This window comes from Microbispora sp. H13382, from assembly GCF_014161445.1.
Lineage (GTDB): Bacteria > Actinomycetota > Actinomycetes > Streptosporangiales > Streptosporangiaceae > Microbispora.
This window is the reverse complement of the sequence record NZ_JABBXA010000018.1, coordinates 134,017-158,356: the sequence shown is the minus strand read 5'-3', so window position 1 is coordinate 158,356 and position 24,340 is coordinate 134,017. Positions and strand designations below refer to the sequence as shown.

The following is a 24,340-nucleotide window of genomic DNA, read 5'->3' as shown; positions in this document are numbered from 1 at the left end:
TGACGCATTATGTTGCTACAAACCTTGCGACAAAGGAGGGGCTATGACCAGTGAACCGTTACCGGACGCCGACCCGTCGGCGCGTGCGGCCGACCTGCGAGTGGCGGGCGCGTGGCTGGCCCGGCACGGCCTCTCCGGTGCGCGCCCGACCCCGCTGCTGGCCGACAGGCTGGCGGTCCGGGGACGTGCCCGCCTCGCCGCTGCCACGATTCCCGCCGTGCTGATCGTCGCGAGCGCGCTCGCCGCCGTTCCCGTCTTCGACGGTCGCGAGTCGCATCGCCCGCTGCCGCTGCTCGCCCTGACCGCGCTGGTGGCCGGGCTGCTGCTCGCACAATCGCTGCTGGACTGGTGGGTGCGACGCGTCGATCAGCGGGCGGGCGCGACGTTGTCCCGCAGGGCCGCCCATCTGATCCAGCCCGGCTGGCGGGCCGTGCTCGGCCTGCCGTACGCCGTCTTCGCGGCCGCCACGTTCGCCGGCGCGATGGCGCTGGCCGGGAGCGCCCTGGCCGTGCCCGACCCCACCGTGCGGCAGCTGGCCGTCGTCCTGCTGATCGGTTTGCTCGGCGTGACAGCCATCACCGTCCTGCAACTGCGCCACCTGCTGCGGCGCCCGGTCGTGGCGGAGGACGAGGAGTCGCTGACCGCCGACGTCATCATGCGCGTCGAGGACGCCCGCGACCTCACCACGCCAAACGTGCAGTGGTCGCTGCCCATGGTGCTGCTGTTCGGCACCGCGCCCGGCTGGTTGAGCGCCGCTGCGGTCGCCAACGTGATCTTGGGCCTGGTCGCGTGCGTCGCGCTCCGTGTCAGGACGCCGTCGAGCGCGACGGCGGCCCGGCGGGTGATGAGCGTCCGATGATCGTCATCGACGCGGCCTCGCCGGTACCGCCGTTCGAGCAGCTGCGGGCCCAGCTCGCCCGGCAGATCCAGGACCGCACGCTTGCCGTGGGCGCCCGGCTGCCGACAATCCGCCACCTCGCGGCCGACCTCGGCCTGGCCGTCAACACGGTCGGCCGGGCCTACCGGGAGCTGGAGGAGGCGGGGCTGATCGAAACGCGCGGACGGGCGGGCTCGTTCGTGTCGGCCGCCGGGGAGGAGGGCCGCGAGCGGGCCCGCCGGGCCGCCGCCGACTACGCGGCCGTGATCGCCAGCGTCGGCATCGACGCGGGCGAGGCGATCCGCATCGTACAGGCGGCTCTGAGGTCAAGCGGGGCAGCCCCGGCCTCGTCATGACCGTGACCCGGCCGCGGGGTCACGTCGCGGGGCGCGCGGCGTCGGCGTAGCGGCCGATCAGGTCGCGTCCGGGCCGCTCGCCCCACGATCATCGTTTGTGTTACTGGTTGTCCTTGAGGAGTTGTCGCGTGCGGGCGAGGAATGCCTGGCGGACCTCTTCCGGGTGCAGTATCTGGAGTGGTCGGCCGAGGCTGAGCAGGTAGCGGGCCAGGCCGTCGGCGTCTGGCCCGCCGATGTCGATGATCGTGGCGTCATCACCGTCCGGGTGGTGGACGCCGACCGTTGGCGGCACCAGCCTGCGGGCCTCAGCGGCCGGTACGGCCAGGCGGATGGTCACCCGCACCCGGTAGGGCCTCAGCGCGATGCCCGTGCTGACCATCTGTGCTGGATCTGGCGGGTCGGGCAGGGCAGTGGCCTGCCCGGTGGCTGTGGCATCGATGATGCGATCGGTACGGAAGGTGCGCCAGTCCTGCCGCGTCAGGTCGTAGGCGAGGAGGTACCAGCGGCGGCCTGTGTAGATGAGCCGGTAGGGGTCTACTCGCCGGGTGGACGTCGTTCCGGCCCTGTCGCGGTAGGTCAACCGGGTGCGTTCGCCTCGCCGGCACGCGGTGGCCAGGTCGAGCAGCAGCGCGGGGGAGATCTGGTCGTCGTCGGGTCGTGCGGTGTGGGTGAACGCGGCGTCCAGCTCGCCGAGCCTGCCTGCGATCCTGGCCGGCAGCACCTGGCGTAGTTTCAGCAGCGCCGACAGGGCTGCCTGGTCGCTGCCGGAGACTCCGCTGAAGGCGGCGGTGCGCAGCCCGACAGCGACCGCGAGGGCCTCTTCCTCGTCAAGGATCAGTGGCGGAATGCTGGTTCCGGGCCCGAGGTGGTAGCCGCCCCATGGGCCCATCTCCGATTCGATGCCGTAGCCGAGTTCACGTAGCCGGGCGATGTCCCGGCGAACCGTCCGTTCGGTGATCTCCAGCTGGGCGGCCAGATCAGCGCACGTCCAGGACTGCCGCGTTGACAGCAAAGACAGCAGCCGCAGCAGCCGCGCCGAGGTGTTGACCACGACTAACAGTCTGCTCGATAACCAGGACCGTTTTTGACCGGGTCATACCGTAACGTCGCCGGCATGACCGAGAACTCCTCGTGAAGGCGGGCGGGCGTCATCCGTCCAGAGGCCGCGGTGGCGACGTGGCGAAGGACGTGATCGGCCAGCTCCACCATTGACGGATCCAGCGCCACTTCCGGCAGGCCCCCGTCCTGGGCTGCTCCCACCTTCGGGCGACCGCCGGCAACCAACCTTTGGTGATCATCAGGGGCACACGACGATGAGCAACGAACTACTGGAACTGACCGTTACCGATGCCCGAGCCTGGCGGGAGTGGCTCAGCAGGCACCACGACAGCTCGGCAGGGGTGTGGCTGGTCCTCGCCAAGCAGAACACGACCCGGCCCACCAGCCTGACCTATGACCAGGCGCTCGACGAAGCGCTGTGCCACGGCTGGATCGATGGTCGGCTACGACGGCGGGATGAGATCACCTTCTGCCGGCGCTTCACCCCTCGCGGAAGGCAAAGTCCCTGGTCAGCGCGGAACGTTTCCATCGTCACCCGTCTGATCAGCGAGGGCCGGATGCATCCGGCCGGAATGACCGAGGTCGAACGCGCCAAGGCCGACGGCCGCTGGGACACGGCCTATGCGGGACAAGCCGGCATCGAGGTACCAGCCGACCTGGCCGCCGCATTGGCCGCGAAACCCCAGGCACAAGCGATGTTCGACATCCTCACCTCCCAAAACCGCTACGCCGTTCTCTATCGGATCGCGAACGCCAAACGCGCCGAGACCCGAGCCCGCCGTATCACCCAGTTCGTTGACATGCTCGCCCGCGGTGAGGCGATCCACCCGCAAAAGCGCGCCCTCGGCAGTTGAATGCCGGCCGCCCAATCCGGCACGAACCCAAGCCACGGCAACCTACATAGCTGGACAGCAAGCCCCAGGCGGTCCGTTGCACCCCGCCCGTGGCCCGGGTCGATGAACGCGACATCAGCCGAAGAACCCGATCAGATCATCCCGGCCGATCTCGGAGAACAACCGCGTCGACACCGCCACCCTTACCCGACGCGCGGCGCGACCTGGCGGCCGCGGGTGTGGGCGGTCAGGCGCGGAGCCCGGCGGCGGCCACGCGGCGACGGGCGAAGCCGAGCCGTTCGTAGACGGCGAAGGCCGCATGGTTCCAGTCGTCCACCATCAGCGCCGCGCGGCCGTGCTCGGCGATCAGCGCGGACGCCACGAACCGGCACACCCGCTCCCCCAGCCCGCGTCCCCGCGCCGGTACGGCGGTCGCGACACCGGCGAGCAGGCCCACCGCCGGGGCGGACCACGCGTCGGCCGCGACCGCCAGCAGGGCCCCGGAACCGTCCCGTACGCCGGCCCACCGGCGTACGCGCGCCAGCCCCGGCACGGCGTAGGAGCCGGGGCTGGCGGTGTCGAGAAGGGCGGCCACCTCCGGTGCGGCGGAGTCCGCCAGCCAGTCGGGCGGCCACTCCCGGCCCGCGGTCTCCTCCCGGGGCGGGGCGAGCTTCTCCGTGCCCATCCAGGAGAAGCGGGCCGCCAGCTCCAGCTCCGGCACGGCCTCGACGACCTGTTCGACGAGCGCGGCGTCGCCGAGGGGACGGTACGACGGCCCGGCCTCGGCCAGGGCGTGCCGCACAAGCGGGACGACCCGGCCGGGTGCGCCCCCCACCACTAGGCGGTCGCGCCGGGAGGCCTCCGGACTCGCCACCGCCACCGCGTCGCCGTACGCCCAGGCGCGTACGCCGGGCCGCATGCCCTGCACCGCCCAGACGAGGAGGTCGTCGTCGCCCGAGGCGGCGGCGACCTCGGCCTCGCTCACCAGTTCACGCACGGGTGTTCCTACAGGATCGCACCCGGGACGTAGGCGGCGTCGCCGGGATGGCGCGCGGTGATCTCACCGATCCGCGCGGTCACGGCGGCCACCTGACCGGCGGCCGCGCCGGCGAAGGAGGCACGGTCGGCCAGCAGCGCGTCGAGCTCGGCCCGGCCCAGCGGGAAGCGCTCGTCGGCGGCCAGCCGGTCGAGCAGCTCGTTGCCGGCGCCGCGCGAGCGCATGGCCAGCGCCGAGGCGACCGCGTGCTCCTTGATGATCTCGTGGGCGGTCTCGCGGCCGACCCCGGCCCGCACCGCCGCCATCAGCATCTTGGTCGTGGCGAGGAACGGCAGGTAGCGGCCCAGCTCGGCCTCGATCACCGCGGGGAACGCGCCGAACTCGTCGAGCACGGTCAGCATCGTCTCCACCAGGCCGTCGAAGGCGAAGAACGCGTCGGGAAGGGCGACCCGGCGGACGACCGAGCAGGACACGTCGCCCTCGTTCCACTGGTCGCCGGCGAGCTCCCCGGCCATGGAGGCGTACCCGCGCAGGATGACGGTGAGGCCGTTGACCCGCTCGCAGGAGCGGGTGTTCATCTTGTGCGGCATCGCCGACGACCCGACCTGGCCCTCCTTGAAGCCCTCGGTGACCAGCTCGTGCCCGGCCATCAGGCGGATCGTCTTGGCCAGGGAGGAGGGGGCGGCGGCCAGCTGCACCAGCGCGGTCAGCACGTCGTAGTCGAGCGAGCGGGGGTAGACCTGGCCGACGCTGGTGAAACGGCGGGCGAACCCGAGGTGCGCGGCGACGCGGTCCTCCAGCGCGGCCAGCCGGTCCTCACCGCCGAGCAGGTCGAGCATGTCCTGGGCGGTCCCGACCGGGCCCTTGACGCCGCGCAGGGGGTAGCGCTGCAGCAGGTCCTCCAGCCGCTCGTAGGCCACCAGAAGTTCGTCGGCGGCGGTGGCGAAGCGCTTGCCGAGCGTGGTCGCCTGCGCGGCGACGTTGTGCGAGCGCCCGGCCATGACGGTCGCGGAGTGCTCGGCGGCCAGGCGGCCCAGGCGGGCCAGCAGCGCCACGACCCGGCCGCGCACCAGCAGCAGGCTGTCGCGGATCTGCAGCTGCTCGACGTTCTCGGTCAGGTCGCGGGAGGTCATGCCCTTGTGGACGTGCTCGTGGCCCGCCAGGGCGTTGAACTCCTCGATGCGGGCCTTCACGTCGTGCCGGGTGACCTTCTCCCGCTCGGCGATGGAGGCCAGGTCGACCTGCTCGACGACCTTCTCGTAGTCGGCGATCGCCTGCTCGGGCACCTCGATCCCGAGGTCGGCCTGGGCCTTCACAACGGCGAGCCAGAGCCTGCGCTCCAGCACCACCTTGTACTCGGGAGACCACAGGCGGGCCAGCTCCGGCGAGGCGTAACGGGCGGCCAGGACATTCGGGATACGCGGCTTGGCATTCACGTTGGCCCAGTCTATTGAGCCCGTACCTCCCGGCCGTCCGCAGGTGCCGGGCCACGGGAATCCGCGCACCCCGGCGCCTCACAGGACGTCGCTGCCGACGGGACGGACGTCGGACTCGGCCGCCCGGGGCCGCGCGCCCCGGCCGCGCAGGCGGTCCATCTCACGCCACTGCGGCAGCAGCGCGGCCAGGTTGGTGGTCAGGAAGTACGCCGCGCCGGCGATCAGCAGCGCCGGTACGAGCCCCAACGTGACCACCGCCGCCCCCGCGATCAGCCCGCCGAGGGGGATGCCCGCCCACGCCATCGAGTCGCCCAGGGCGTTGACGCGGCCGCGCAGCCCGTGCGGCACCCGTTCGAAGGCGATCGCCCCCAGGATCGGGTTGAGGAAGCCGCCCCCGGCCCCACTCCCCGCGAACACCGCCAGCACCGCCCACATCGGCGCGTCGGCCGCGAGGACCAGGAACCGCGGCGCCCCGGCGAGCAGGAACCCCGCGAAGAACACCACCCGGCGCGGCATCCGGTGCGCGACGGCCGCGGCGACCAGGCTTCCGGCGACCGCGGCGGCGCTCCACACGCCGTTGCTCAGGCCGATCGCGGTCGGGCCGTTGCCGGACCGCTGCGCCCACACGGGCAGCAGGACGGTGTTGAACGCCGCGTCCAGCAGGTTGGTGATGCCGACCATGACGATGACGGTGAGCAGCAGCGGCTCCCCCCGCAGGAAGGCGAAGCCCTCGCCGAAGCGCCGCCAGTAGCCGGACGCGGGCGGGGCCTGGTCCGCCGGGCGTCCCATGCCGCGCGGCAGGGCGAGCGCGATGATCAGCGAGCCGAGGGCGAAGCACACGGCGTTGAGGACCAGGCCGGTCAGCGGTCCCAGCAACGCCACCATGAAGCCGCCGGCCGCCGGGCCGAGGGTCGAGGCCAGCCGCTCGGTCACGCCGGACAGGCCGGTGGCCCGCTCCAGCGGCACGCGGGCGCGCTCGGCCGCCTCCGGAACCATGATCTCCTTGGCCAGGTCGCCGGGGCCGCGTACGGCGCCGATGACCGCGACCAGGGTGAGCAGCACCGGGAAGGACAGCAGGCCCGTGGCGTGCAGCAGGGGCACGGCGCCGGCGGCGGCCGCGCTGGCCGCGTCGGTGGTCCAGGAGATCACCCGCGGTCCGGCCCGGTCCACCAGCGGCCCGGTCAGCGCCTTGACCACCACGTAGGGGGTCATCTCGCAGAAGGCCACCAGCCCGGTCTGGGTGGCGCTGCCGGTCGTGACCAGGACGAACCACGGCAGTGCGATGGCCGACACGCGGGTGCCGGTCAGCGCGACCGCCATGGCCGCCAGCAGCCCGCCCAGCGGGCGCAGCCTGCGGACGCGGGACGGAGCGGCGATGATCGCGTTCTCTCCCGTCATCGCGCGTCGTCTTCCGGCGCGGCGGGCGTGTCCAGTTCGGGCAATATGTGCACGATCACGGACACGCGTTCGGCGCCCGCCGGTGCGCCGTCCGCCTCGGGGGTGTCCCTGCGGTGCCGGGTGACGACCGCCCACAGCTCCTCCCGCAGGGCGGTGGCCTCCTGCGGGGTCAGCCGCAGCGCCCAGTCGCTCATGTCGAGCGCGTCCCGCCACACGGGCGGCATCGTCTGCAGCTCGTTGATCCCCCGCTGGACGCGCAGGGTGTGGGTGGCGGCGACCGACTGCAGATACGCCAGCGTCGCCTCGGGCTCGCGCTCGATCAGGTCCGGGTCGTTGAGCCAGGTCGACCAGTGGACCGCGCGCCACCAGCGCTCGCGGGCGTTCCCGCGCCCGGTGTCCTCCTCGACGAAGCCTGCGGCGGCGAGGCGGCGCAGGTGGTAGCTGGCCGCGCCGGAGTTGATGTTCAGCAGCTCGGCGAGCCGGGTGGCCGTCGACGGGCCGTGCTTGCGCAACAGGCCCACCACCTGCACCCGCACGGGGTGCGCGAGCGCGCGCAGCCCCTTGGCGTCCAGGACGACCGCGTCCTGCGCGGCTGGTGAGTAGGGCGTCTCGCCGTGATCGGTCATGCCGCCACTATAAACCGCAAACAGTTCTTCGCAAACAGTTCTTCGCGAAGACCTGTTTGCGGTTTGCCGTCGCCGGCCCCTGGCCCGCTACGTGAGCGATGGCGCCGGGGGCAACCGGGACACCTGGTCAAGAACCGGCTTGAGTTCGCGCCGTACCAGCCGGCGTATGGTCCAGACGTGCCGCACCCGCGGTACGGCCGGCGGGAACCGCGTGAACCGCGGACGCCATCGGGGGTCGAAGGACAGGATTCCTTCGAGGGGGAAATCCCACGGGAGCCCCTTGACGTACGGAGCGGGTGGGATGTCCGGTAATCGCGGTAGCGGTGGCCACTCGGCGTCGGCCGCCTCGGCGGACGACCTCGTCGCGTACTCCTGGGCCACGCCTTCCCGGAAGGCGTGATAGTCCTCGTCACCGTAGACGAGCAACAGCAGCCGGGCAGGTGCGACGGTGCGTACCGCTTCGGTGAACTCCCACATCGTCCCCGGCCCCGGGGATGCCGTCATGATCACCGCGTGTGCGCCCCGGAGCAGCCTGCTCACCGACTCCTGCCACTCCTCGACGGGCAGATAGCCGCGCTCGGCCCCGATTTCGGGAAGACGCTCCCCGGGTTGCCCGATCGCGACGACGCGGCCGAGGCCGCGGAACTGCCGCACCAGGAACTCCTCCTGCGTAAGCCCCGGAAGCTCGAAGGGCGAGCGGAACCCCCAGCCCGGGGCCTCGGCCGGCGGCAGGGCCATGAGGGGGTCGATGGAGAAGGGCCGCAGGTAGAGCAGATAGCGCTCCCCTACGAGCTCGTCGAACGAGGGGATGATCCGGTGGCGGTGCCGCCTTCCCCGTTTCAGCAGACCGCCGCTGCCGGCGAAGAGCAGGATCCCGGCCACGAAGACCACGGCCATGATCAGCAGGCGTACCCACAACGGGAGACGTGTCACATCGCCATCCGCCTCGGACACGAGGACCTTGTACATCGCGTAGCCGCTGAAGGACAGCAACAGCCCCAGCGCGCCCAGCGCCCACGCCAGAACGCTGAACACGCATCCTCGGGCAGGGCTTTGCCGTGCCGGTCCGCCGACGGGCCCCGCGGCCGGCGCTTCCATATCGGGAACAGGATCGGGAACAGGATCGGGAACAGGATCGGGAACAGGCGACATCCGCCGATTATCGTCCCCGCGGGGCCGGAAGCCGGGCCGAATTCACCGGCGAAGCCGCACGCCGACAAGCGCGCCTCCTGCTGCCGGTACCGGCAGCAGGAGGCGAATCCGATCGAACCACCGGAAACGGCGGCCGGATCACTTGGCCGGTTCGAGGGCCTCCTCCCCGTACACGGTCAGGTCGCCCTCGCCCGGCGCGGGCGGTTTCGGCGTACGGCGCATGCGCTCCTTCAGCCGCTCCACCACGGTGTACAGCGTCGGCACCAGCACCAGCGTGAGCAGCGTCGAGGAGATCAGGCCGCCGATCACGACGATGGCCAGCGGCTGGGAGATGAACCCACCCGAACCGGTCACGCCCAGCGCCATCGGGGTGAGCGCGCAGATCGTCGCGATCGCGGTCATCAGGATGGGACGGAGCCGCCGCCGGCCGCCCTCCAAGACCGCCTCCACCACGCCCAGCCCCTGCTCGCGGTACTGGTTGATCAGGTCGATCAGCACGATCGCGTTGGTGACGACGATGCCGATCAGCATCAGCATGCCGATGAGCGCGGGCACGCCGAGCGCCGTGTCGGTGATCAGTAGCAGCCCGATCGCGCCGGTCGCGGCGAACGGGATCGACACCAGCAGGATCAGCGGCTGCACCAGGCTGCGGAACGTCGCCACCATGATCATGAAGACGATCGCCACCGCGAGCAGCATGGCCAGCCCCAGGTCGGCGAACGCCTCCTGCTGGTCGGAGCTCGCGCCACCGATCTCGTACGTCACCCCCGCCGGCAGCGTCAGCGTCTTCAGGGTGTCGGTGACCTTCGCGGTGATCGCCCCCAGATCAGACGCGTCGGCGGTGCCCGACACCGTCGCGGTGCGGTCGCCGTCCTGACGGGTGATCTGGGTCGGCCCGTCGGCCTTCACCACGTCGGCCACGTCACCGAGCTTGACCAGACCCGTCGCCGTGGGAATCGCCAGCTTCCTGATCGCCGCGACGTCTTCCGGCGCGTCACCGCCGGCGCGCAGGATCACGTCGCTGGAGCGGCCGTCGACGTCGATCGAGCCGACCGGCGCGCCGCGGAACGCCTGCGCGACCAGCTGCCCGATCCCGGCCTCGGTCAGGCCCCGGGCGGCGGCCTTCTCCCGGTCCACGTGCACCTCGACCCGGGGGACGCTGTCCTCCAGGTTGGACGCGACGTCCCGCAGCCCGTCCACCCCGGCCATCGCGTCGCGCACCGCGGTGGCCGCCGTCTTCAGCGCGGCCTGGTCCGAGCCCTGCACGATGACCTGCACCTGGTCGGAGTTGAACCCGCCGCCACTGCCGCCGACCGTGACGTCGCCGACCCCCGTCAGGCCCTTCAGCCGTTCCCGGAGCCGCTCCTCCAGGGCGGAGGTGTCCACGCCCTCCTTCAGCGTCACCGAGAACGACGCCCGGTCGGCGCCGCCGCCGAGCCCGCCGAGGAAGCGGTTCCCGCCGCCGACCGTCACCTGGTGGGACTTCACGCCCCCGTCGGCCGCCAGCACCTCCTCGACCTTCTTGGCCGCCGCGTCGGTGGTCGCCAGGTCGGTCCCCGCCGGCATCCGCTGGCTGATCTGCGTCGTGTCGTTGCCCGAGTTGTCGAGGAAGTTCGTCTTCAAATTGGGCGCCAGCGCCATCGTGGCCGCGAACACCACCACCCCGATCAGCACCGTGACCAGGCGCCGCCGGGTGGCGAAACGCAGCACCGGCAGGTAGATCCGCTGCAGCGGGCTGCGCAGCTCCCTGCGCTCGGCGTCCTCGCGTACGGCCTGCGCCTCCTGCGGCGTGAGCGCCGGCGCCTTCAGGAACCAGTACGCCAGCACCGGGATGACGGTCAGCGAGACCAGCAGCGACGCCAGCAGCGCCACAGTCACCGTGACGGCGAACGGGCTGAACAACTGCCCCACCATTCCGCCGACGAAGGCGATCGGCAGGAACACCGCCACCGTGGTGAGCGTGGAGGCGGTCACCGCGCCGGACACCTCGCGCACGGCCGTGAGGATCGCCCGCCGCTTCTCCTCGCCGTAGGCGAGATGGCGCTTGATGTTCTCCAGCACCACGATCGAGTCGTCGACCACCCGGCCCACGGCGATCGTCAGCGCCCCCAGCGTCAGCAGGTTCAGCGAGTAGTCGCCGATCCACAGCGCGATGAGCGCGATCACCACCGACATCGGGATCGACACCGCCGTGACCAGGGTCGACCGGACCGACAGCAGGAACACCAGGATGACGACCACGGCGAACGCCAGGCCCAGCAGGCCCTCCGTGGTGAGGTCCTCGATCGACCGCTCGACGTACGGCGCCTGGTCGAACACCACGGTCAGCTCGGCGGTGTCACCGAGGGCGCGCGTCAGGTCCGGCAGGGCGTCGTTCACGTCGTGGGAGATCTGCACGGCGTTGCCGTCGGGCACCATCGTGACCGACACGCCCAGGCTCGGGGTGCCGTTGGTCCGGGTGAGCGTGGTCGCGACGGCGTCCTCGACCTTGATGTCGGCCACGGCGCCGAGCTTGACCGGCTTCGGCGGGGCCGCGGCGGCCCGCGCCTGCGCCGCCTGCGCTGTCGGCCGCTGCGCCGCGCCCTGCCCGGCGGCCGCACCCGCGCCCTGGCCCGCACTCTGTCCCGCACTCTGTCCCGCGCTCGCGCCGCCGCGCTGCCCGGCCGCCGCTGCCTGGCCCGCCGCGGGCGCGCCGGCAGGGGTCAGGTAGAGGTTCTCGAGGTCCTTCACCGTACGCACCGGGTCGCCGATCTGCACGGTCAGCGACTTGCCGTCCTCGGTCAGCGTGCCGGCCGGGATGGACACCCCGTTGGCCCGCAGGAGGTCGGGGATGGCCGCGGCCGACAGCCCCAGCAGGGCGAGCCTGCCCTGGTCGGGAGTGATGACGACCCGCTGCGCACGGGCGCCGCTGACGGTGACGTCGCGCACGCCCTCGATCGACCGCAGCTCCGGCACCATGATCTTCTCGATCTTGTCGACCATGGCGTGCTGATCGCCGCCGTCGCCCACCGCGATCGCCATCACCGGGATGTCGTCGGTGCTGCCCGCCACCACCTGCGGATCGACGTCGGCCGGCAGCTGCGCCTTGATCCGGCTCACAGCCTGCTGCATCTTCCCGACCATCTGGTCGACGTCGGTGCCGAACTCGTAGGCCACCTGCACCTGCGACATCCCCTCGCGGGAGGTGGAGGTGATGTCGGTGACACCGGCGATACCCTGGAACGCGCTCTCGATCGGCTTGGTGACCTGCTCCTCCACGATCTCGGGAGCGGCACCGGGATAAGTCGCGACCGTGAACGCCGCCGGGAACTCCAGCGACGGGAAGAGCTGTTGCTTCAGCGAGGGGATCGCGAACAAGCCGAAACCCGCGAGCACCACCGAGATCATGATCACGAGAGTGCGGTTGGCAAGGCTCAGCCTGGCCAAGGAGGTCATCCGAGCTCCTGACATCGGGAGAAGAGTGTTCGGCCAACCCTAACACTTCGCACTATCCGAACATTCAGCTGTTGGATTAACGGCTGGTAACCTCTCCTCTCGAGAGGTGACAGTGAACGACAGCCCAGCCGAGCGGCGCACCGGAACCGGCGCGGCGGCGACCCCCCGCCCGCAGCACGACCCCGCCACCCCGCCGGCGGCCCCGGCCCCTTCGCGGGCACCCCAAGAGGTCGCTGAGGAGGACGCCGAGCGCGGATGCATCATCGCCCGCCTGGCGGAGCTGCAGCGCAGCATGGGGCGGTTCTTCGCCCGAGACCGCTCGATGCCGCTGCTGGCCTCCACCCTCACGATGCAGCAGCTCAAAGTCGTCATGTTCCTGTCGTTCGCCGGGTCCACCTCCGGGCAGGAGCTCGCCCGCCACCTCGGCGTCGGCCTGGCCACCGTCACCGGCATCGTCGACCGGGTGGTCGCCCAGGGCCTGGCCTCCCGTCACGAGGACCCCCACGACCGCCGCGTACGCCGCGTCGAGCTCACCGAGGCCGGGCGGCGGCTCACCAGCGAGATCATCGAGGCCGGGACGGGCGGCTACATCCGCCTCCTACGGCGTCTCGACACCGAGACCCTGCGCACCATGGAGACCGTGATGCGCAAGATCGAGGACGCGATGCGCGACATGCACGCCGACGACGCCGGCACCGCCTGACCCCGTCTCCCGGCCCCGGCCGGTCCCGCTGCTACCTTGCGGCGGTATGCCGATCTACATCGAGGAACTCTTCTCGCTCACCGGCCGGGTCGCCCTGGTCACCGGCGGCAGCTCCGGCATCGGATACGCCATCGCCGAGGCACTCGGACGCGCCGGCGCCGCCGTCGTCCTGGTCGCCCGGCGGCCCAAGGAGCTCGCCGAGGCCGTCGGCAGGCTCGAAGGCCACGGCGTGCGCGCGGCGGCGATCAGCGCCGACCTCGGCGACCGCGCCGGCATCGCCCGCGTGTGCGACGAGGCGGACGGCTTCTTCGGCGCGATCGACATCCTCGTCAACGACGCCGCCAACAACATCCGCAGGCCCATGGCCGAGCTGACCGCCGGCGACTACGACCAGACCATCGCCGTCAACCTCACCGCGCCGTTCCTGCTGGGGCAGCACTTCGGCCCCCGCATGGCCACCCGGGGCCGGGGGCGGATCATCAACATCGGCTCCCAGCAGTCGATCAGCGCCTTCGGCGACAGCGGCGTCTACGGCGTCGCCAAGGCCGCCGTCTGCGGGCTGACCCGTTCCCAGGCCGAGGCGTGGTCGGCCCACGGCGTCACCAGCAACACGATCATCCCCGGCTTCGTCCTGACTCCGCTGACCGTGCCCGCCCAGGCCGTCCCCGGCCGGGTCGAGCAACTGGCCGCCCGCTCCATGACCGGACGCAACGGCCTCCCCGACGACTTCCGCGGCGTGGCCGTCTTCCTCGCCTCCGACTCCTCGGCGTACGTCACCGGCCAGGCCATCTGCGTCGACGGGGGGTTCAGCGTCCACTAGGGCCGCCGGACGGAGCGGCCGGCGACCAGGCCACAGGACCGGCAATGACCTGTGCCGATCTTGACCAGCCCCGCCGCGGCCGCCACCCGGACGGGTATGTGCCTCACGTCCCGGCGGCACCGGACGAGCGACAGCTGAACGCCGGGTCAGGAACAGGAAGGCACACACCGAGATGTCCCGCTCCCGCGGGCGCGACCCGCGCCACCCCAACGTCGCGATGGCCCTCGCGACCCGGTGGACGACCCTGGCCGCGCTCGTGATCACGGCGGCGGGGATCGCGGCCGCGCAGCCCGCGATCGCCCGCGTCGCCCCGCATCATCCGCCCCACGGGGTCACGGCCCTCCGCGACCCCGGCCCGGGCAGGGGCGGCGGCCAGGTGATCAGAGGAGGGCGCGCGGGCGGCGCGCAGGGCCGGTCCGGCCAGGGCCACTACAACCAGAGCCTGAACGGCGTCATCAGCCCCACCTTCGTGAGGGTGACAGGCGCAACAGGCCATCACCGACCAGGGCGGGTTCGAGGTGCAGTCCGTCTTCTGCGGATCGCAGCCGGACAGCTGCCTGCTCGGACAGAACATGCCGGTCAGCAAGCGGCAGTGACCCCCGCCGCCCAGCAGCGGCCGGCGGCGGTCAGCGGCGTTTGACCACCCGGTGGCCGGAGCCCTCGTGCCACATCTCGATCACCAGGTGCTCCCCCGCCGCGTCGGTACGCGTGAAGACCACCTCGGTCACGTCGACGCGGAACAGGTGGGAGTCCTCCCCGGGCGGCACGCCGAACGCCTCACGCACGGCCGGATCGGTGATCTCGACGGCGCGGCCGGCCAGCTTGGCGTCGCCGCTCCAGGCGCCCGGGTTCGCCTCGTCCGGATCGTCGGACGGGCTGTGGATCGCCACCCGGGGGTCGCGCCGCAGGTCGAGGGCCTTCATCGCGCCCGGCATGGACCCCAGCCAGACCTCGCCGTCCCGGAAATCCACTTCGGTCCCGCTGATGCGCGGCGAGCCGTCCCGCCGCAGCGTCGCCATCGTCTTGTGCCTGCCCTTCCCCATGCTCGCCAGCACACGGGCGGCAAGCTCGGGGATCTCCTTCTCTATCTCCCGCCAGGAAGTCATGCCGCGATCCTGTCACGCCCCGCCGACATTCCGTCATCGCGTCAAGGCGGCTTGACGTCAAGGTGTGGCGCGAGCACGAAGCCGACCTGAACCGGTTCCCTCAGTTGCCCGCGACCGCCTGCCGACCACCGTGATGCTCACCGCCGACGTCCGCGGCTTCTTCCGGCGTTTTCACGCGCGACCTGCCCTGTGAAAGTTGCACGCCCCGCCTAACTCCGCCGCAGCTCACGGCCGCGCCCGAGGGTGCCTGCTTGACCGTTTCAGACGTCCTGATCACGATCGCACGGCAAGATCCTCCAGAAAAGGGACGTAATGAGCACCCTGCGCATCGCCAGGCCGGCCATCGCACTCCTCACGGGCGCAGCGGTGGCCGCCCAGCTCCTCACCGGCGTACCCGCCGCGTCCGCCGACGCCTCGCCCGTCACCGTCACCGTCAACACCCGCGCGGGCCTGGCCGCCGCGTCCGACACCGCGGTGGGCGCCAACCACGCGATCTGGGACAGCAACCTCGGCACGAACGAGACGGCCGATCTTCTCAAGGCCGCCGGGGTGAAGATGCTCCGCTACCCGGGCGGGTCGTACGCCGACATCTACCACTGGAAGACCCACACCGCCCCCGGCGGCTACGTCGCCCCCGGCACCGACTTCGACACCTTCATCAGCGGTGCCAAGCGCACCGGCGCGCAGCCGATCATCATCGCCAACTACGGCACCGGCAGCGCCCAGGAGGCCGCCGACTGGGTCGAGTACGCCAACGTCACCAAGAAGTACGGCGTCAAATACTGGGAGATCGGCAACGAGAACTACGGCAACGGCCACTACGGCGCCGACTGGGAGGCCGACGACCACGCCGACAAGAGCCCCGCCGAGTACGCCAGGAACCTGGTGGCGTACTCCGACGCGATGAAGGCCGTCGACCCGACCATCAAGATCGGCGCCGTGCTCACCACCCCCGCCAACTGGCCCGACGGCATCGTCGCCGGGGGCGACGAGGGCACCTGGAACGACACCGTCCTGTCGATCGCCGCCTCGAAGATCGATTTTGTCATCCTGCACTGGTATCCCCCGCACAACGACGTGGCCGACGTCCTCACCAAGACCGCCCACATCCCCGACATGATCCACCTGGTGCGCGGGCAGATCGCCAAGCACGCCGGCGCCCGCGCCGGGGACATCGGCATCGCGATGACCGAGATCAACAGCGGGATCGCGCCGAACACCCAGCCCGGCGCGCTGTTCGCCGCCGACGCCTACGCCGGCCTCATGGAGCAGGGCGTCTTCTCCATCGACTGGTGGAACGTCCACAACGGCGCGGGCACCATCAGCACCGTCGCCGGCCACACCGACTACGGCGACTTCGGCATGCTGTCCAGCGCCACCTGCTCGGGCGACACCTGCGAACCACCGCTGAACACGCCCTTCGCCCCCTACCACGCGCTCTCCATGATCAGCACGTTCGCCCGCCCCGGCGACCGGTTCGTCCGCGCGGCCACCGACGAGCCGCTGGTCGCCGCGCACGCCGCCCGCCGCCCCAACGGCGACCTCGCCGTCCTGCTGATCAACCGCGACCCCGACGGCGAGCACCAGGTGAAGATCAACTATGACGGGTTCACCCCGGCCGGCGAGGCGCCGACGGTGCAGACCCTCACCAACGGCGCGACGTCCGTCAGCACCGGCCACGGCGGCACCGCGACCACCCAGACCCTCCCGCCGTACTCACTGACCACGCTGGTGCTGCACCCCGCCACCGCCACCACCGGCGCCCCCGCCGCCCCCGGTCAGCCCACCGCGAGCGACGTCACCGACAAGACCGCCACCATCTCCTGGCCCGTCGCCGAGCCCGGCGCGAGCCCCGTCGCCAAGTACGAGATCCACCGCCAGAAGGGCGCCGTCACCGAACAGCTCGGCGAGACCCCCGGCACCTCCTTCACGGTCCACAACCTCGTCCCCGGCACCCGCTACACCGTCAACGTGATCGCCCGCGACACCGCGGGCCGCGTCTCCTGGGCATCGCCGCCGCTCACCTTCACCACCGGCACACCCGGCAAGAGCTCCTGCTCGGTACGCCTGAGGGACACCAACGACTGGGGCAACGGATACGTCGGCAGCATCGACATCACCAACACCGGCACCGCCGCCGTCGACGGCTGGACGCTTCACTACACCTGGCCCACCGGATGGCAGACCGTCAGCAGCGGATGGAGCGGCAACTGGACGCAGAACGGGACCTCCGTGACCGTCACCAGCACCCCGGACAACGGCAAGCTCGCACCCGGCGCGAGCACCTCCATCGGCTTCGTCGGCGCCTACAGCGGCCCCAACGTGCTGCCGGCCGCCTTCACCCTCAACGGCGCCCTCTGCACCGCGCAGTGATCTTCGGCGCTTGACCTGGAGCGCGCTCCAACTCCCAGACTGGTCCCCATGGACGAGGGGATGACCATCGCGCGGGTAGCGCAGCGTACCGGCCTCACCGCCCGCACGCTGCGCTACCACGAACGCGCCGGACTCGCCCGCCGGGGCCGGGACACATACGTGGCCCGCCAGGAGCTGCTCGAGGCCCACCGGGCCGACGTGATCGCCGAAATCGAGCAGCTCCGAAGCGATCTCGAGGTCGTCGACCACAAGATCGGCCTCTACCGCCGCAGAATCACGGGAGAACAATGAAGCAGCACACGCTCGGCCAGGGCCTTCACACCTCGGCGCTCGGTCTGGGCTGCATGGGAATGAGCGACTTCTACGGCCCGGGCGACGAGTCCGAGTCGATCCGGACCCTCCACCGCGCGCTCGACCTGGGGATCACTCTCCTCGACACCTCCGACGCGTACGGGCCGTTCACCAACGAGAGGCTCGTCGGCAAGGCCGTCGCCGACCGGCGCGACCAGGTCGTGCTGGCCACCAAGTTCGGCATCGAGCGGCTGCCCGACGGCACCCGCGTGGGCGTCAACGGCCGGCCCGACTACGTGCGCCGCTCCTGCGACGCCTCGCTCGAACGCCTGGGCGTCGACCACATCGACCTGTACTACCAGCACCGCGTCGACCCCGGCGTTCCCGTCGAGGAGACCTGGGGCGCGATGAAGGAGCTGGTCGAGGCGGGCAAGGTGCGTCATCTCGGCATCTCCGAGGCCGCGCCCGCCACCGTGCGCCGCGCGCACGCCGTCCACCCGGTCACCGCCGGGCAGTACGAGTACTCCCTGTTCACCCGCGACATCGAGAACGAGCTGCTGCCCACGCTCCGGGAGCTCGGCATCGGCCTGGTCGCCTACAGCCCTCTCGGCCGCGGCCTGCTGACCGGGGCGTTCACGAGCACCGGGGAACTGTCCACCGACGATTTCCGTCACCACAACCCCCGCTGGCAGGGCGGCAACTTCGCCGCCAACCAGGCCCTGGCGGCCAAGGTCGGCGAGATCGCGGCCTCGCTCGGCACGACCCCGGCCCAGGTCGCGCTCGCCTGGGTGCTGACCCGGGGCGGAGACGACGTCGTTCCGATCCCCGGCACCAAGCGGGTCCCGCGGATCGAGGAGAACGCCGCGGCCCTGGACATCGAGTTCGAGCCCGGCCACCTCGACGCGCTCGACTCCCTCGCCGCTCAGGTCGCCGGCGACCGGTACAACCCGGCGGGGATGAGCACCGTCAATCACTGACCCGAAGGTGCCGCCGGTCCCTTCGGTGCGTTCGGGTTGTGTAGTTGATCATGGTTTTACCACCAACCGAGCGCCTTTACAATGTAGATCAGGAGAGGAAGTCGCACAGCAGACCCGTGATCTCCGCCGGGCGTTCCAGACTCGGCAGGTGACCGGCCCAGTCGAGGTCGAGCAGCGTCGCGTCCGGCATCGCCTCCGCGATGTGCCGTCCGCTCCCCCGAAAGTACGGCAGGTCGTGGCCGCCGACGACTACCAGCGCCGGCACCGTGACCGCCGACAGGTCGATCGGATCCCTCCCCCGCTCGGGCTCGGGGTCGGCGGCCAGTTGCACCTCGAACGCGTGACGCTGCATCGCCGCCAGCCGCGTCCTGACCGGCTCGTCCGCCTCCGGGCCGAGCCATGTGCGGACGTTGAGGTCCACCGCTCCCCCGACGTCGCCCGCCTCGATCAGCCGGTCCTCCTCCGACCCGAACGCCTCCAGGTCGGGGGTGGGCGGCAGGCCGCATCCCGCGTTCAGGAGCACGAGCCGCGAGACCAGATCGGGATGCCCCGTCGCCAGCTCCAGTGCCACCCGGCCGCCGTACGACGATCCGACGAGCGCGACCCGGCGCAGCCCGAGCGCCGCGAGCAGGTCCGCGACGTCACCCGCGTCCGAGTACGGCCCCTCCGCGGCGTACGGCGTCCGCCCGTGGCCCCGGAAGTCCGGCCGGATCACGTGGAACCTCTCCCCCAGCGGCTGCCACTGGGGATCCCACATGCCCGAGTCGGCGACGCCGGAGTGCAGCAGGACGACGGGATCACCGGAGCCCAGTTCCTCGTGCCAGATCGTCATCGGGCCTCCACCGCCACACGGAGGCCTAGTGCCACCAGCACCACCCCCGACACCTGTTCGAGCCGGCGGCGCACGGCGGGCCTGCCCAGCACGGCGCCGGCCCGGCCGACCAGCCAGATCATCCCGACGTACCAGATCACGTCCACGACCACCCAGATCACCGCGAGCATCGTCAGCGTCAGCGGCACATGTGCGCCCTGCGGCACGAACTGCGGCAGAAACGACATCGCGAACACGGCGGCCTTGGGGTTGGCGCCGCAGGTGGCGAGCCCCAGCCCGTACGAGCGGCGCCACCCGGCGGCCGCCCGCGCCTCGTCCCCGGCGTACGGCGCGGACGGGTCGAGTGCCACCGGCGCGCGCCTGGCCTTCCACAGCGATTGCACGCCCATCAGCACCAGCAGCGCCGCACCCACCGCCTTCATCACGCCGTACGCGACCTCGGATGCCACGACAAGCGCGGACAGCCCGAACACGGCGGCCATGGACCACAGGAAGATGCCGGTCTCGTTGCCGAGCAGCGCGGCCACCCCGGAGGAGCGCCCGGCCCTGAGCGTCTGCCGCAGGATCACCGCGGTGCTCACGCCCGGGATCATCGCGAGCAGGAAGCAAGAACCGACGAATACGAGCCAGATCACACGGCCATCGTCCCGGCGCCGGCCGGAGCGCCGCAACTTGTTTGCCGTCCGGCGCCGGATCCGGGCACGCGGATCCGGCGCCGGACGGCCGGCGTCAGGAGCCGGTGAGGATGACGAGCCGCTGGGTCGCGCGGGTCATCGCGACGTAGCGGTCGACGGCGCCTTCGACGCCCTCACCGAACCTCTCCGGGTCGACGAGGACGACCAGGTCGAACTCGAGCCCCTTCGCCAGTTCCGGGGTCAGCGAACGGACGCGGGGCATCTCCCGGAAGGCGGGGTCGCCGATGACGCAGGCGACTCCGTCGGCGTGCCCGGCGAGCCAGGCGTCGAGGATCGGGCCCAGGTCGCAGGCCGATCCGTGGACGACGGGGACGCCGCTGCCGCGGATCGAGGCCGGCACGTTGGCGTCCGGGAGCACGGCCCGGATGACCGGCTCGGCCTCCGCCATGACCTCCTTCGGCGTCCGGTAGTTGATGCTCAGGGTGGCCAGGGTGATCCGGTCGAGCCCGATCCGTTCGAGCCGTTCCCGCCACGACTCGGTGAACCCGTGCCTGGCCTGGGCACGGTCCCCGACGATCGTGAAGCTCCGGGACGGGCAGCGCAGCAGCAGCATCTGCCACTCCGCGTCGGTGAGTTCCTGGGCCTCGTCCACGACGATGTGGGCGAACGGGCCGGCGAGCCGGTCCGGATCGGGGCCGGACAGCGCGGCCTCGTCGACCAGGGCGTCCTGCATGTCCTGTCCGCGCAGCATCGACATCACGAGCATCTCGGAGTCGTCGGCCTCGATCAGATCCTCGGCGACCCGCGCCATGTGCTCGCGCTGGGCGGCGACGGCGGCGTCATGGCGACGCCTGCGCCGGGACGCCTCCGGATCGCCGAGCCGCTGCCGTGCCGCGTCCAGGAGCGGCAGGTCGGACACGGTCCACGCCTGGGCGTCCGCACGCTGCAGCTTCCGGACCTCCTCGGGGGCGAGCCAGGGCGCGCACAGCCGCAGGTAGGCGGGCACCGACCACAGGTCTCCGACGAGGTCGGCCGCTTCGATCAGCGGCCACGCGCGGTTGACGGTCGTGAGCAGCTCCCTGTTGCGCAGCAGCGACCTGCGGACGAGCTCGGCCGGCGCTTCGTCGTCGTGCTTGTCCACCAGGATCGTGACCAGCTCCTCCCAGATCCGGTCACGCGCCTCGTTGTGCGGGGTGCCGGGTTCCGGCGCGTCGAACGCCTCGGCCCAGTCGCCGGGGCTCACCCAGACGTCGGACCAGGGGGTCGTGACCGTCATCCCCTCGGTGGGCGGGTTCTCGTAGAACCGGACGGCCGGCTCGATGGCCTTCACCAGGTCCGCGGACGACTTCAGGCGGGCTACGTCCGGGTCGGTCTCGATCGCCGCCGTGGCGCCCTCGGCGACGAGGTCTCGCAGGGTGCAGGTCTGCACGCCCTCCTCGCCGAGGCTGGGCAGGACGTCGGCGACGTAGGCCAGGTAGGGCTGGTGCGGGCCCACGAACAGCACCCCGCCCCTGCGGTGACCGAGACGGGGATCGGAGTAGAGGAGGTAGGCGGAGCGGTGCAGGGCGACCACGGTCTTCCCCGTGCCCGGACCGCCGTCGACGACGAGAGCGCCCTGGGACCCCGCGCGGATGACGGCGTCCTGGTCGGCCTGGATGGTGCCGAGCACGTCCCGCATCCGTCCCGACCGGCTGCCGCCCAGGCTGGCGATGAAGGCGGACTGGTCGTCCAGAGCGGCGTGCCCTTCCAGCCCGTCCGGGGTGAACACCTCGTCCCAGTAGTCGCTGACCCGGCCGCGGGTCCAGCGATACCTGCGGCGGCTCGCCAGACCCATCGGGTTGGCGTGGGTGGCTCCGAAGAACGGCTCGGCCGCCGGGGAGCGCCAGTCGAGCAGCAGCCTGCGACCCTCGCCGTCCGTGAGGCCGAGCCGTCCGACGTACACCGGCTCGGAGCCGTCCGCGCCGACCATGCGTCCCAGGCACAGGTCCAGGCCGAAGCGGCGCAGCAGGCGCAGGCGGGCGGTCAGCCGGTGGATCTCCAGGTCCCGGTCCAGCGCCTGCCGGCCCAGACCGCCGGGCGCCCTGCGCTCGGCGTCGAGGCGGGCGGACAGCTCGGCGATCGACTGCTCGAGGGTCTCCGCGACGGCGGCGAGGTGCCGCTCGTCGGCGGAGATCAGCGCCGGGTCCGCCTTGTGAGACAGGCGTTCGGGAAGGTCGAAGGCGCTGGTGGTCAAAGGATTCACGTCATCAGCTCCGATCTGAGGTCGCTTCGCGACTGTTACGCACGGCAGGGCACAGCGACCGGCGTGACGAGCGGCTCCGCCTGGCGGCCTTCGTCAGCCGCCTGCGGCCGGTCAACAGGCCTGCGGGTTCTCGTGGTCCGGGTCCTGGATCGACGGCGCCGGACCGTCGTGTGCCGCCGATGCCCAGCACGACCGGCTCAGTACGGCCGGCCCAGTACGGCCGGTCCGCCGCCTGGGGCACCATCACCTGGGGTGCGCCGGCCCGGGCTGCCGTCGTCGTGGTGCACGCGCCGCCGTGGTGCACGACGGCGGCCACGCGGGCGAGCGACGCCTGATGTCGACCTCGCCGTCGGTGAAGCAGTCGTCCCGGTCGTCGATCAGGGCCAGGTCCGCCCAGGCGCGGGAGACGATCACACGGCGGCCCCGCACGCGGATCGCCTCGACGGCCACCTGCGCGGCGGCGCGGCCGTCGTCAGTGCGCGCGCCGACCGGCCGACCGGCACCATCGGCACGCCCACGCCGGCCGGCCGCTGCGCGAAGACCTCGTCGGGCGGCGCGCACACCCGCACCTCCGCACGGAGTTCCCGCAACCGCACGGCGAGCGCCACCGGCGGTTCGACGTCCCCCCGTGACCCATAGGTCGACCACAACACGCGCATTTCGCGCTCCCCCGTTTTCGCGGACTCCGGCCTCAGGCCGACGATTCTGCGGTACGACCCGGGTCTTGCCGCAAGACCCCCTGTGCGCTATACGTTGAAAATGGAAGGGAGCGGATATCCCCTTTCCCCTCATAAACCCCGGACGTCGTCGATCCGTTAGAAGGCCGGCCCCGGAGTCGTATCGCCAGACAGGCATCCCGCTCAAGGTCACCGGCGCGGTAACACCTGCTCGGCCCACTGGTCTCCAGCGCGTTCACGGGTTCCCCCGGCCGGTCAGCTCGCGCATGCGGCGCAGCAGCGCCGCCCGCCTGAGGTGGGCGCGCACCACGAGCACCACGGCCACCGCGACGAACAGCCCCCCGACCGCCAGGGCGAGCCCCGCCCCCGTGCCGCGTCGCACGGCCACGACGGTCACGACCGCGGTGGTGGCCAGCGAGGCGGCCAGGCCGATCCAGGCGGCGATCACCCGGTCGGCGGCGAACAGCGGAACCCGGCGCGTCAGCAGCCATCCCCCGTATGCGGCCCAGGCCAGGCAGAGCGCCGTGAACAACGCGAACGCCAGATGAGTGCGTCCGGGCAGCGGGCCGGGCTCCGACCACCACAACGTGCTGACGAAGACCGCGCCGGCCACGCCGGCCATCAGCGCCGTCACCGCCCGGATCCGCCTTCTGAGCGACAGCACCGGCGCCAGGTGCTCGATCATGTCCTGCGCCGACCGGCGCGGCTCGTTGTTCATGACGTGTGTCCCTTCTCCTCAAGGCTCTCCCGCAACAGGCGACGGGCGCGGTTGAGCCGGGACTTGACCGTTCCGGCCGGGACCTGGCAGACGTGGGCACATACCTCGACCGGCAGGTCCTCCAGGTAGAACAGGACGAGGATCTCCCGCTCCAGCACCGGCAGAGCCGACAGCACGCTCACCAGCGCGGCACGCTCCACCATGACCTCGGCCGGGTCTTCGGCGATCCCTTCGCCCGCGATGTCACCGAATGCCGAGGTCTCCTCGGCCTGGGCGTACTCGTCACGCAGCCGGTCGGTGACCGACCGCCGGGCGATCGTGAACAACCACGGCACGAACCGGCCGGGTTCCCTGAGGCGGGGCAGGCCGCGAACCACAGCCAGCCAGATCTCCTGGCTCACGTCGTCGGCCCGGTCAGCGTCCAGCATGCGCCGGACATACGTCCACACCGGCATCCGCCACCGAGCCAGCAGCTCGGCCAGCGCCCCGCGCTCGCCCAGCTGAGCGCGGACCACCAGCAGCTCATCGGTCATCTCGTCCTCCCGTCACCCTGCACAGTCGGGCGCAAGACCGAGAAGGTTCACGATCGCCGGACGAAGGCGTGGTCGGGCAGGTGCCGGTCGGGTGGTGTGCGCTCCGCGAGACCACAGAAGTCGAGGAGTCGGTCCCCGTCGACGGCCGGACCGTGGTTCCACGATTGCTCCTTGACAGGTATTTCGCTCCCATGTAGTAGTTGCAGAGTGCAATTACTTTGGGAGTTGATGGACCGCTTCGTTTACTCGATGCAGGTGCTCCGG

Annotated in this window: 23 protein-coding genes; 8 read left to right on the top strand and 15 right to left on the bottom strand. The window is 71.6% G+C overall.

The genetic code is table 11. The features are described 5' to 3' along the window. Positions 1-43 precede the first annotated feature (43 nt). Both HHX41_RS29740 and HHX41_RS29735 read left to right on the top strand, forming a co-directional pair. Positions 44-859: a hypothetical protein gene (locus HHX41_RS29740; RefSeq protein ID WP_182908589.1), complete on the top strand. Its 816-nt coding sequence runs from the start codon at positions 44-46 to the stop codon at positions 857-859. Then, positions 856-1,233 carry a GntR family transcriptional regulator gene (locus HHX41_RS29735; RefSeq protein ID WP_182908588.1) on the top strand — a complete coding sequence of 126 codons (378 nt, stop codon included), beginning with the start codon at positions 856-858 and terminating at the stop codon, positions 1,231-1,233. Before HHX41_RS29740 ends, HHX41_RS29735 begins: the two co-directional genes overlap by 4 nt. A gap of 100 nt (positions 1,234-1,333) precedes the next feature. Here the strand turns inward: HHX41_RS29735 and HHX41_RS29730 are convergent, their stop codons facing one another. Then, positions 1,334-2,284, bottom strand: a complete 951-nt coding sequence (locus HHX41_RS29730) for a YafY family protein (protein WP_182908587.1) — start codon at positions 2,282-2,284, stop codon at positions 1,334-1,336. Between the two features lie 262 nt (positions 2,285-2,546). Between HHX41_RS29730 and HHX41_RS29725 the strand changes: the two genes are divergently transcribed. After that, positions 2,547-3,146: a YdeI family protein gene (locus tag HHX41_RS29725; RefSeq protein ID WP_182908586.1), complete on the top strand. Its 600-nt coding sequence runs from the start codon at positions 2,547-2,549 to the stop codon at positions 3,144-3,146. 226 nt (positions 3,147-3,372) lie between these two features. Here HHX41_RS29725 and HHX41_RS29720 read toward each other — a convergent pair whose 3' ends face one another. From HHX41_RS29720 to HHX41_RS29695, 6 genes are all read right to left on the bottom strand, one after another. Further along, a complete protein-coding gene (locus tag HHX41_RS29720; protein ID WP_220504529.1) occupies positions 3,373-4,122 on the bottom strand; it encodes a GNAT family N-acetyltransferase in 750 nt (249 codons plus the stop codon). Between the two features lie 8 nt (positions 4,123-4,130). Then, positions 4,131-5,558: an adenylosuccinate lyase gene (gene purB / locus HHX41_RS29715; protein ID WP_182908585.1), complete on the bottom strand. Its 1,428-nt coding sequence runs from the start codon at positions 5,556-5,558 to the stop codon at positions 4,131-4,133. A gap of 78 nt (positions 5,559-5,636) precedes the next feature. Next, on the bottom strand, positions 5,637-6,956 hold the full coding sequence (locus tag HHX41_RS29710; protein ID WP_182908584.1) for an MFS transporter: 1,320 nt from the start codon (positions 6,954-6,956) through the stop codon (positions 5,637-5,639). Further along, a complete protein-coding gene (locus HHX41_RS29705; protein WP_169982630.1) occupies positions 6,953-7,582 on the bottom strand; it encodes a transcriptional regulator in 630 nt (209 codons plus the stop codon). Before HHX41_RS29705 ends, HHX41_RS29710 begins: the two co-directional genes overlap by 4 nt. A gap of 87 nt (positions 7,583-7,669) precedes the next feature. Beyond that, positions 7,670-8,617 carry a hypothetical protein gene (locus HHX41_RS29700; RefSeq protein ID WP_182908583.1) on the bottom strand — a complete coding sequence of 316 codons (948 nt, stop codon included), beginning with the start codon at positions 8,615-8,617 and terminating at the stop codon, positions 7,670-7,672. A gap of 255 nt (positions 8,618-8,872) precedes the next feature. Next, positions 8,873-12,169: an efflux RND transporter permease subunit gene (locus HHX41_RS29695; protein ID WP_182908582.1), complete on the bottom strand. Its 3,297-nt coding sequence runs from the start codon at positions 12,167-12,169 to the stop codon at positions 8,873-8,875. Between the two features lie 112 nt (positions 12,170-12,281). Between HHX41_RS29695 and HHX41_RS29690 the strand changes: the two genes are divergently transcribed. Then, a complete protein-coding gene (locus HHX41_RS29690; protein ID WP_310742248.1) occupies positions 12,282-12,872 on the top strand; it encodes a MarR family transcriptional regulator in 591 nt (196 codons plus the stop codon). Between the two features lie 46 nt (positions 12,873-12,918). Next, on the top strand, positions 12,919-13,692 hold the full coding sequence (locus HHX41_RS29685; protein ID WP_182908581.1) for an SDR family NAD(P)-dependent oxidoreductase: 774 nt from the start codon (positions 12,919-12,921) through the stop codon (positions 13,690-13,692). Between the two features lie 626 nt (positions 13,693-14,318). Here HHX41_RS29685 and HHX41_RS29680 read toward each other — a convergent pair. After that, positions 14,319-14,798 (bottom strand): pyridoxamine 5'-phosphate oxidase family protein, encoded by a 480-nt coding sequence (locus HHX41_RS29680; protein WP_169982625.1) that lies wholly within the window; start codon positions 14,796-14,798, stop codon positions 14,319-14,321. 312 nt (positions 14,799-15,110) lie between these two features. On the opposite strand from HHX41_RS29680, the gene HHX41_RS29675 reads away from it, so the two are divergent. From HHX41_RS29675 to HHX41_RS29665, 3 genes are read left to right on the top strand one after another with little or no spacing between them, the layout of a single operon-like run. Continuing rightward, on the top strand, positions 15,111-17,171 hold the full coding sequence (locus HHX41_RS29675) for a cellulose binding domain-containing protein (protein ID WP_182908580.1): 2,061 nt from the start codon (positions 15,111-15,113) through the stop codon (positions 17,169-17,171). Positions 17,172-17,219: 48 nt separating this feature from the next. Next, positions 17,220-17,462 carry a MerR family transcriptional regulator gene (locus tag HHX41_RS29670; protein ID WP_182908579.1) on the top strand — a complete coding sequence of 81 codons (243 nt, stop codon included), beginning with the start codon at positions 17,220-17,222 and terminating at the stop codon, positions 17,460-17,462. Continuing rightward, entirely contained in the window at positions 17,459-18,439 is a 981-nt protein-coding gene (locus HHX41_RS29665; RefSeq protein WP_182908578.1) for an aldo/keto reductase, read from the top strand. Before HHX41_RS29670 ends, HHX41_RS29665 begins: the two co-directional genes overlap by 4 nt. An 88-nt stretch (positions 18,440-18,527) precedes the next feature. On the opposite strand, the gene HHX41_RS29660 is transcribed toward HHX41_RS29665, so the two are convergent. The 7 genes from HHX41_RS29660 to HHX41_RS29635 all read right to left on the bottom strand — a co-directional run bounded on the left by HHX41_RS29660 (position 18,528) and on the right by HHX41_RS29635 (position 24,076). Then, positions 18,528-19,271 (bottom strand): alpha/beta fold hydrolase, encoded by a 744-nt coding sequence (locus HHX41_RS29660; protein WP_182908577.1) that lies wholly within the window; start codon positions 19,269-19,271, stop codon positions 18,528-18,530. Then, entirely contained in the window at positions 19,268-19,906 is a 639-nt protein-coding gene (locus HHX41_RS29655; protein ID WP_310742247.1) for a LysE family translocator, read from the bottom strand. The genes HHX41_RS29660 and HHX41_RS29655 overlap by 4 nt, the downstream gene beginning before the upstream one ends. Before the next feature lie 94 nt (positions 19,907-20,000). Next, a complete protein-coding gene (gene helR, locus HHX41_RS29650; RefSeq protein ID WP_182908576.1) occupies positions 20,001-22,148 on the bottom strand; it encodes an RNA polymerase recycling motor ATPase HelR in 2,148 nt (715 codons plus the stop codon). Positions 22,149-22,152: 4 nt separating this feature from the next. Beyond that, the gene (locus HHX41_RS42415; RefSeq protein WP_396795383.1) at positions 22,153-22,452 is read right to left on the bottom strand and encodes a nucleotide disphospho-sugar-binding domain-containing protein; all 300 of its coding nucleotides are present in this window, start codon (positions 22,450-22,452) and stop codon (positions 22,153-22,155) included. Positions 22,453-22,558: 106 nt separating this feature from the next. Then, the gene (locus HHX41_RS39865; protein ID WP_220504527.1) at positions 22,559-22,807 is read right to left on the bottom strand and encodes a hypothetical protein; all 249 of its coding nucleotides are present in this window, start codon (positions 22,805-22,807) and stop codon (positions 22,559-22,561) included. 253 nt (positions 22,808-23,060) lie between these two features. After that, a complete protein-coding gene (locus tag HHX41_RS29640) occupies positions 23,061-23,543 on the bottom strand; it encodes a hypothetical protein (protein WP_182908575.1) in 483 nt (160 codons plus the stop codon). Continuing rightward, complete coding sequence (locus HHX41_RS29635) at positions 23,540-24,076, bottom strand: RNA polymerase sigma factor (protein ID WP_182908574.1); 537 nt, start codon at positions 24,074-24,076, stop codon at positions 23,540-23,542. Before HHX41_RS29635 ends, HHX41_RS29640 begins: the two co-directional genes overlap by 4 nt. Between the last annotated feature and the right edge of the window lie 264 nt (positions 24,077-24,340).

What these genes read in the sequence shown, in the direction of transcription:
- HHX41_RS29735 (WP_182908588.1), top strand. Translation starts at nt 856, where the DNA reads ATGATCGTCATCGACGCGGCCTCGCCGGTACCGCCGTTCGAGCAGCTG.
- HHX41_RS39865 (WP_220504527.1), bottom strand. Translation starts at nt 22,807, where the DNA reads ATGCGCGTGTTGTGGTCGACCTATGGGTCACGGGGGGACGTCGAACCG.
- HHX41_RS29640 (WP_182908575.1), bottom strand. Translation starts at nt 23,543, where the DNA reads ATGAACAACGAGCCGCGCCGGTCGGCGCAGGACATGATCGAGCACCTG.
- HHX41_RS29680 (WP_169982625.1), bottom strand. Translation starts at nt 14,798, where the DNA reads ATGACTTCCTGGCGGGAGATAGAGAAGGAGATCCCCGAGCTTGCCGCC.
- HHX41_RS29660 (WP_182908577.1), bottom strand. Translation starts at nt 19,271, where the DNA reads ATGACGATCTGGCACGAGGAACTGGGCTCCGGTGATCCCGTCGTCCTG.
- HHX41_RS29725 (WP_182908586.1), top strand. Translation starts at nt 2,547, where the DNA reads ATGAGCAACGAACTACTGGAACTGACCGTTACCGATGCCCGAGCCTGG.
- HHX41_RS29695 (WP_182908582.1), bottom strand. Translation starts at nt 12,169, where the DNA reads ATGACCTCCTTGGCCAGGCTGAGCCTTGCCAACCGCACTCTCGTGATC.
- HHX41_RS29675 (WP_182908580.1), top strand. Translation starts at nt 15,111, where the DNA reads ATGAGCACCCTGCGCATCGCCAGGCCGGCCATCGCACTCCTCACGGGC.
- HHX41_RS29685 (WP_182908581.1), top strand. Translation starts at nt 12,919, where the DNA reads ATGCCGATCTACATCGAGGAACTCTTCTCGCTCACCGGCCGGGTCGCC.
- HHX41_RS29705 (WP_169982630.1), bottom strand. Translation starts at nt 7,582, where the DNA reads ATGACCGATCACGGCGAGACGCCCTACTCACCAGCCGCGCAGGACGCG.
- HHX41_RS29740 (WP_182908589.1), top strand. Translation starts at nt 44, where the DNA reads ATGACCAGTGAACCGTTACCGGACGCCGACCCGTCGGCGCGTGCGGCC.
- HHX41_RS29670 (WP_182908579.1), top strand. Translation starts at nt 17,220, where the DNA reads ATGGACGAGGGGATGACCATCGCGCGGGTAGCGCAGCGTACCGGCCTC.
- HHX41_RS29635 (WP_182908574.1), bottom strand. Translation starts at nt 24,076, where the DNA reads ATGACCGATGAGCTGCTGGTGGTCCGCGCTCAGCTGGGCGAGCGCGGG.
- HHX41_RS29665 (WP_182908578.1), top strand. Translation starts at nt 17,459, where the DNA reads ATGAAGCAGCACACGCTCGGCCAGGGCCTTCACACCTCGGCGCTCGGT.
- HHX41_RS29710 (WP_182908584.1), bottom strand. Translation starts at nt 6,956, where the DNA reads ATGACGGGAGAGAACGCGATCATCGCCGCTCCGTCCCGCGTCCGCAGG.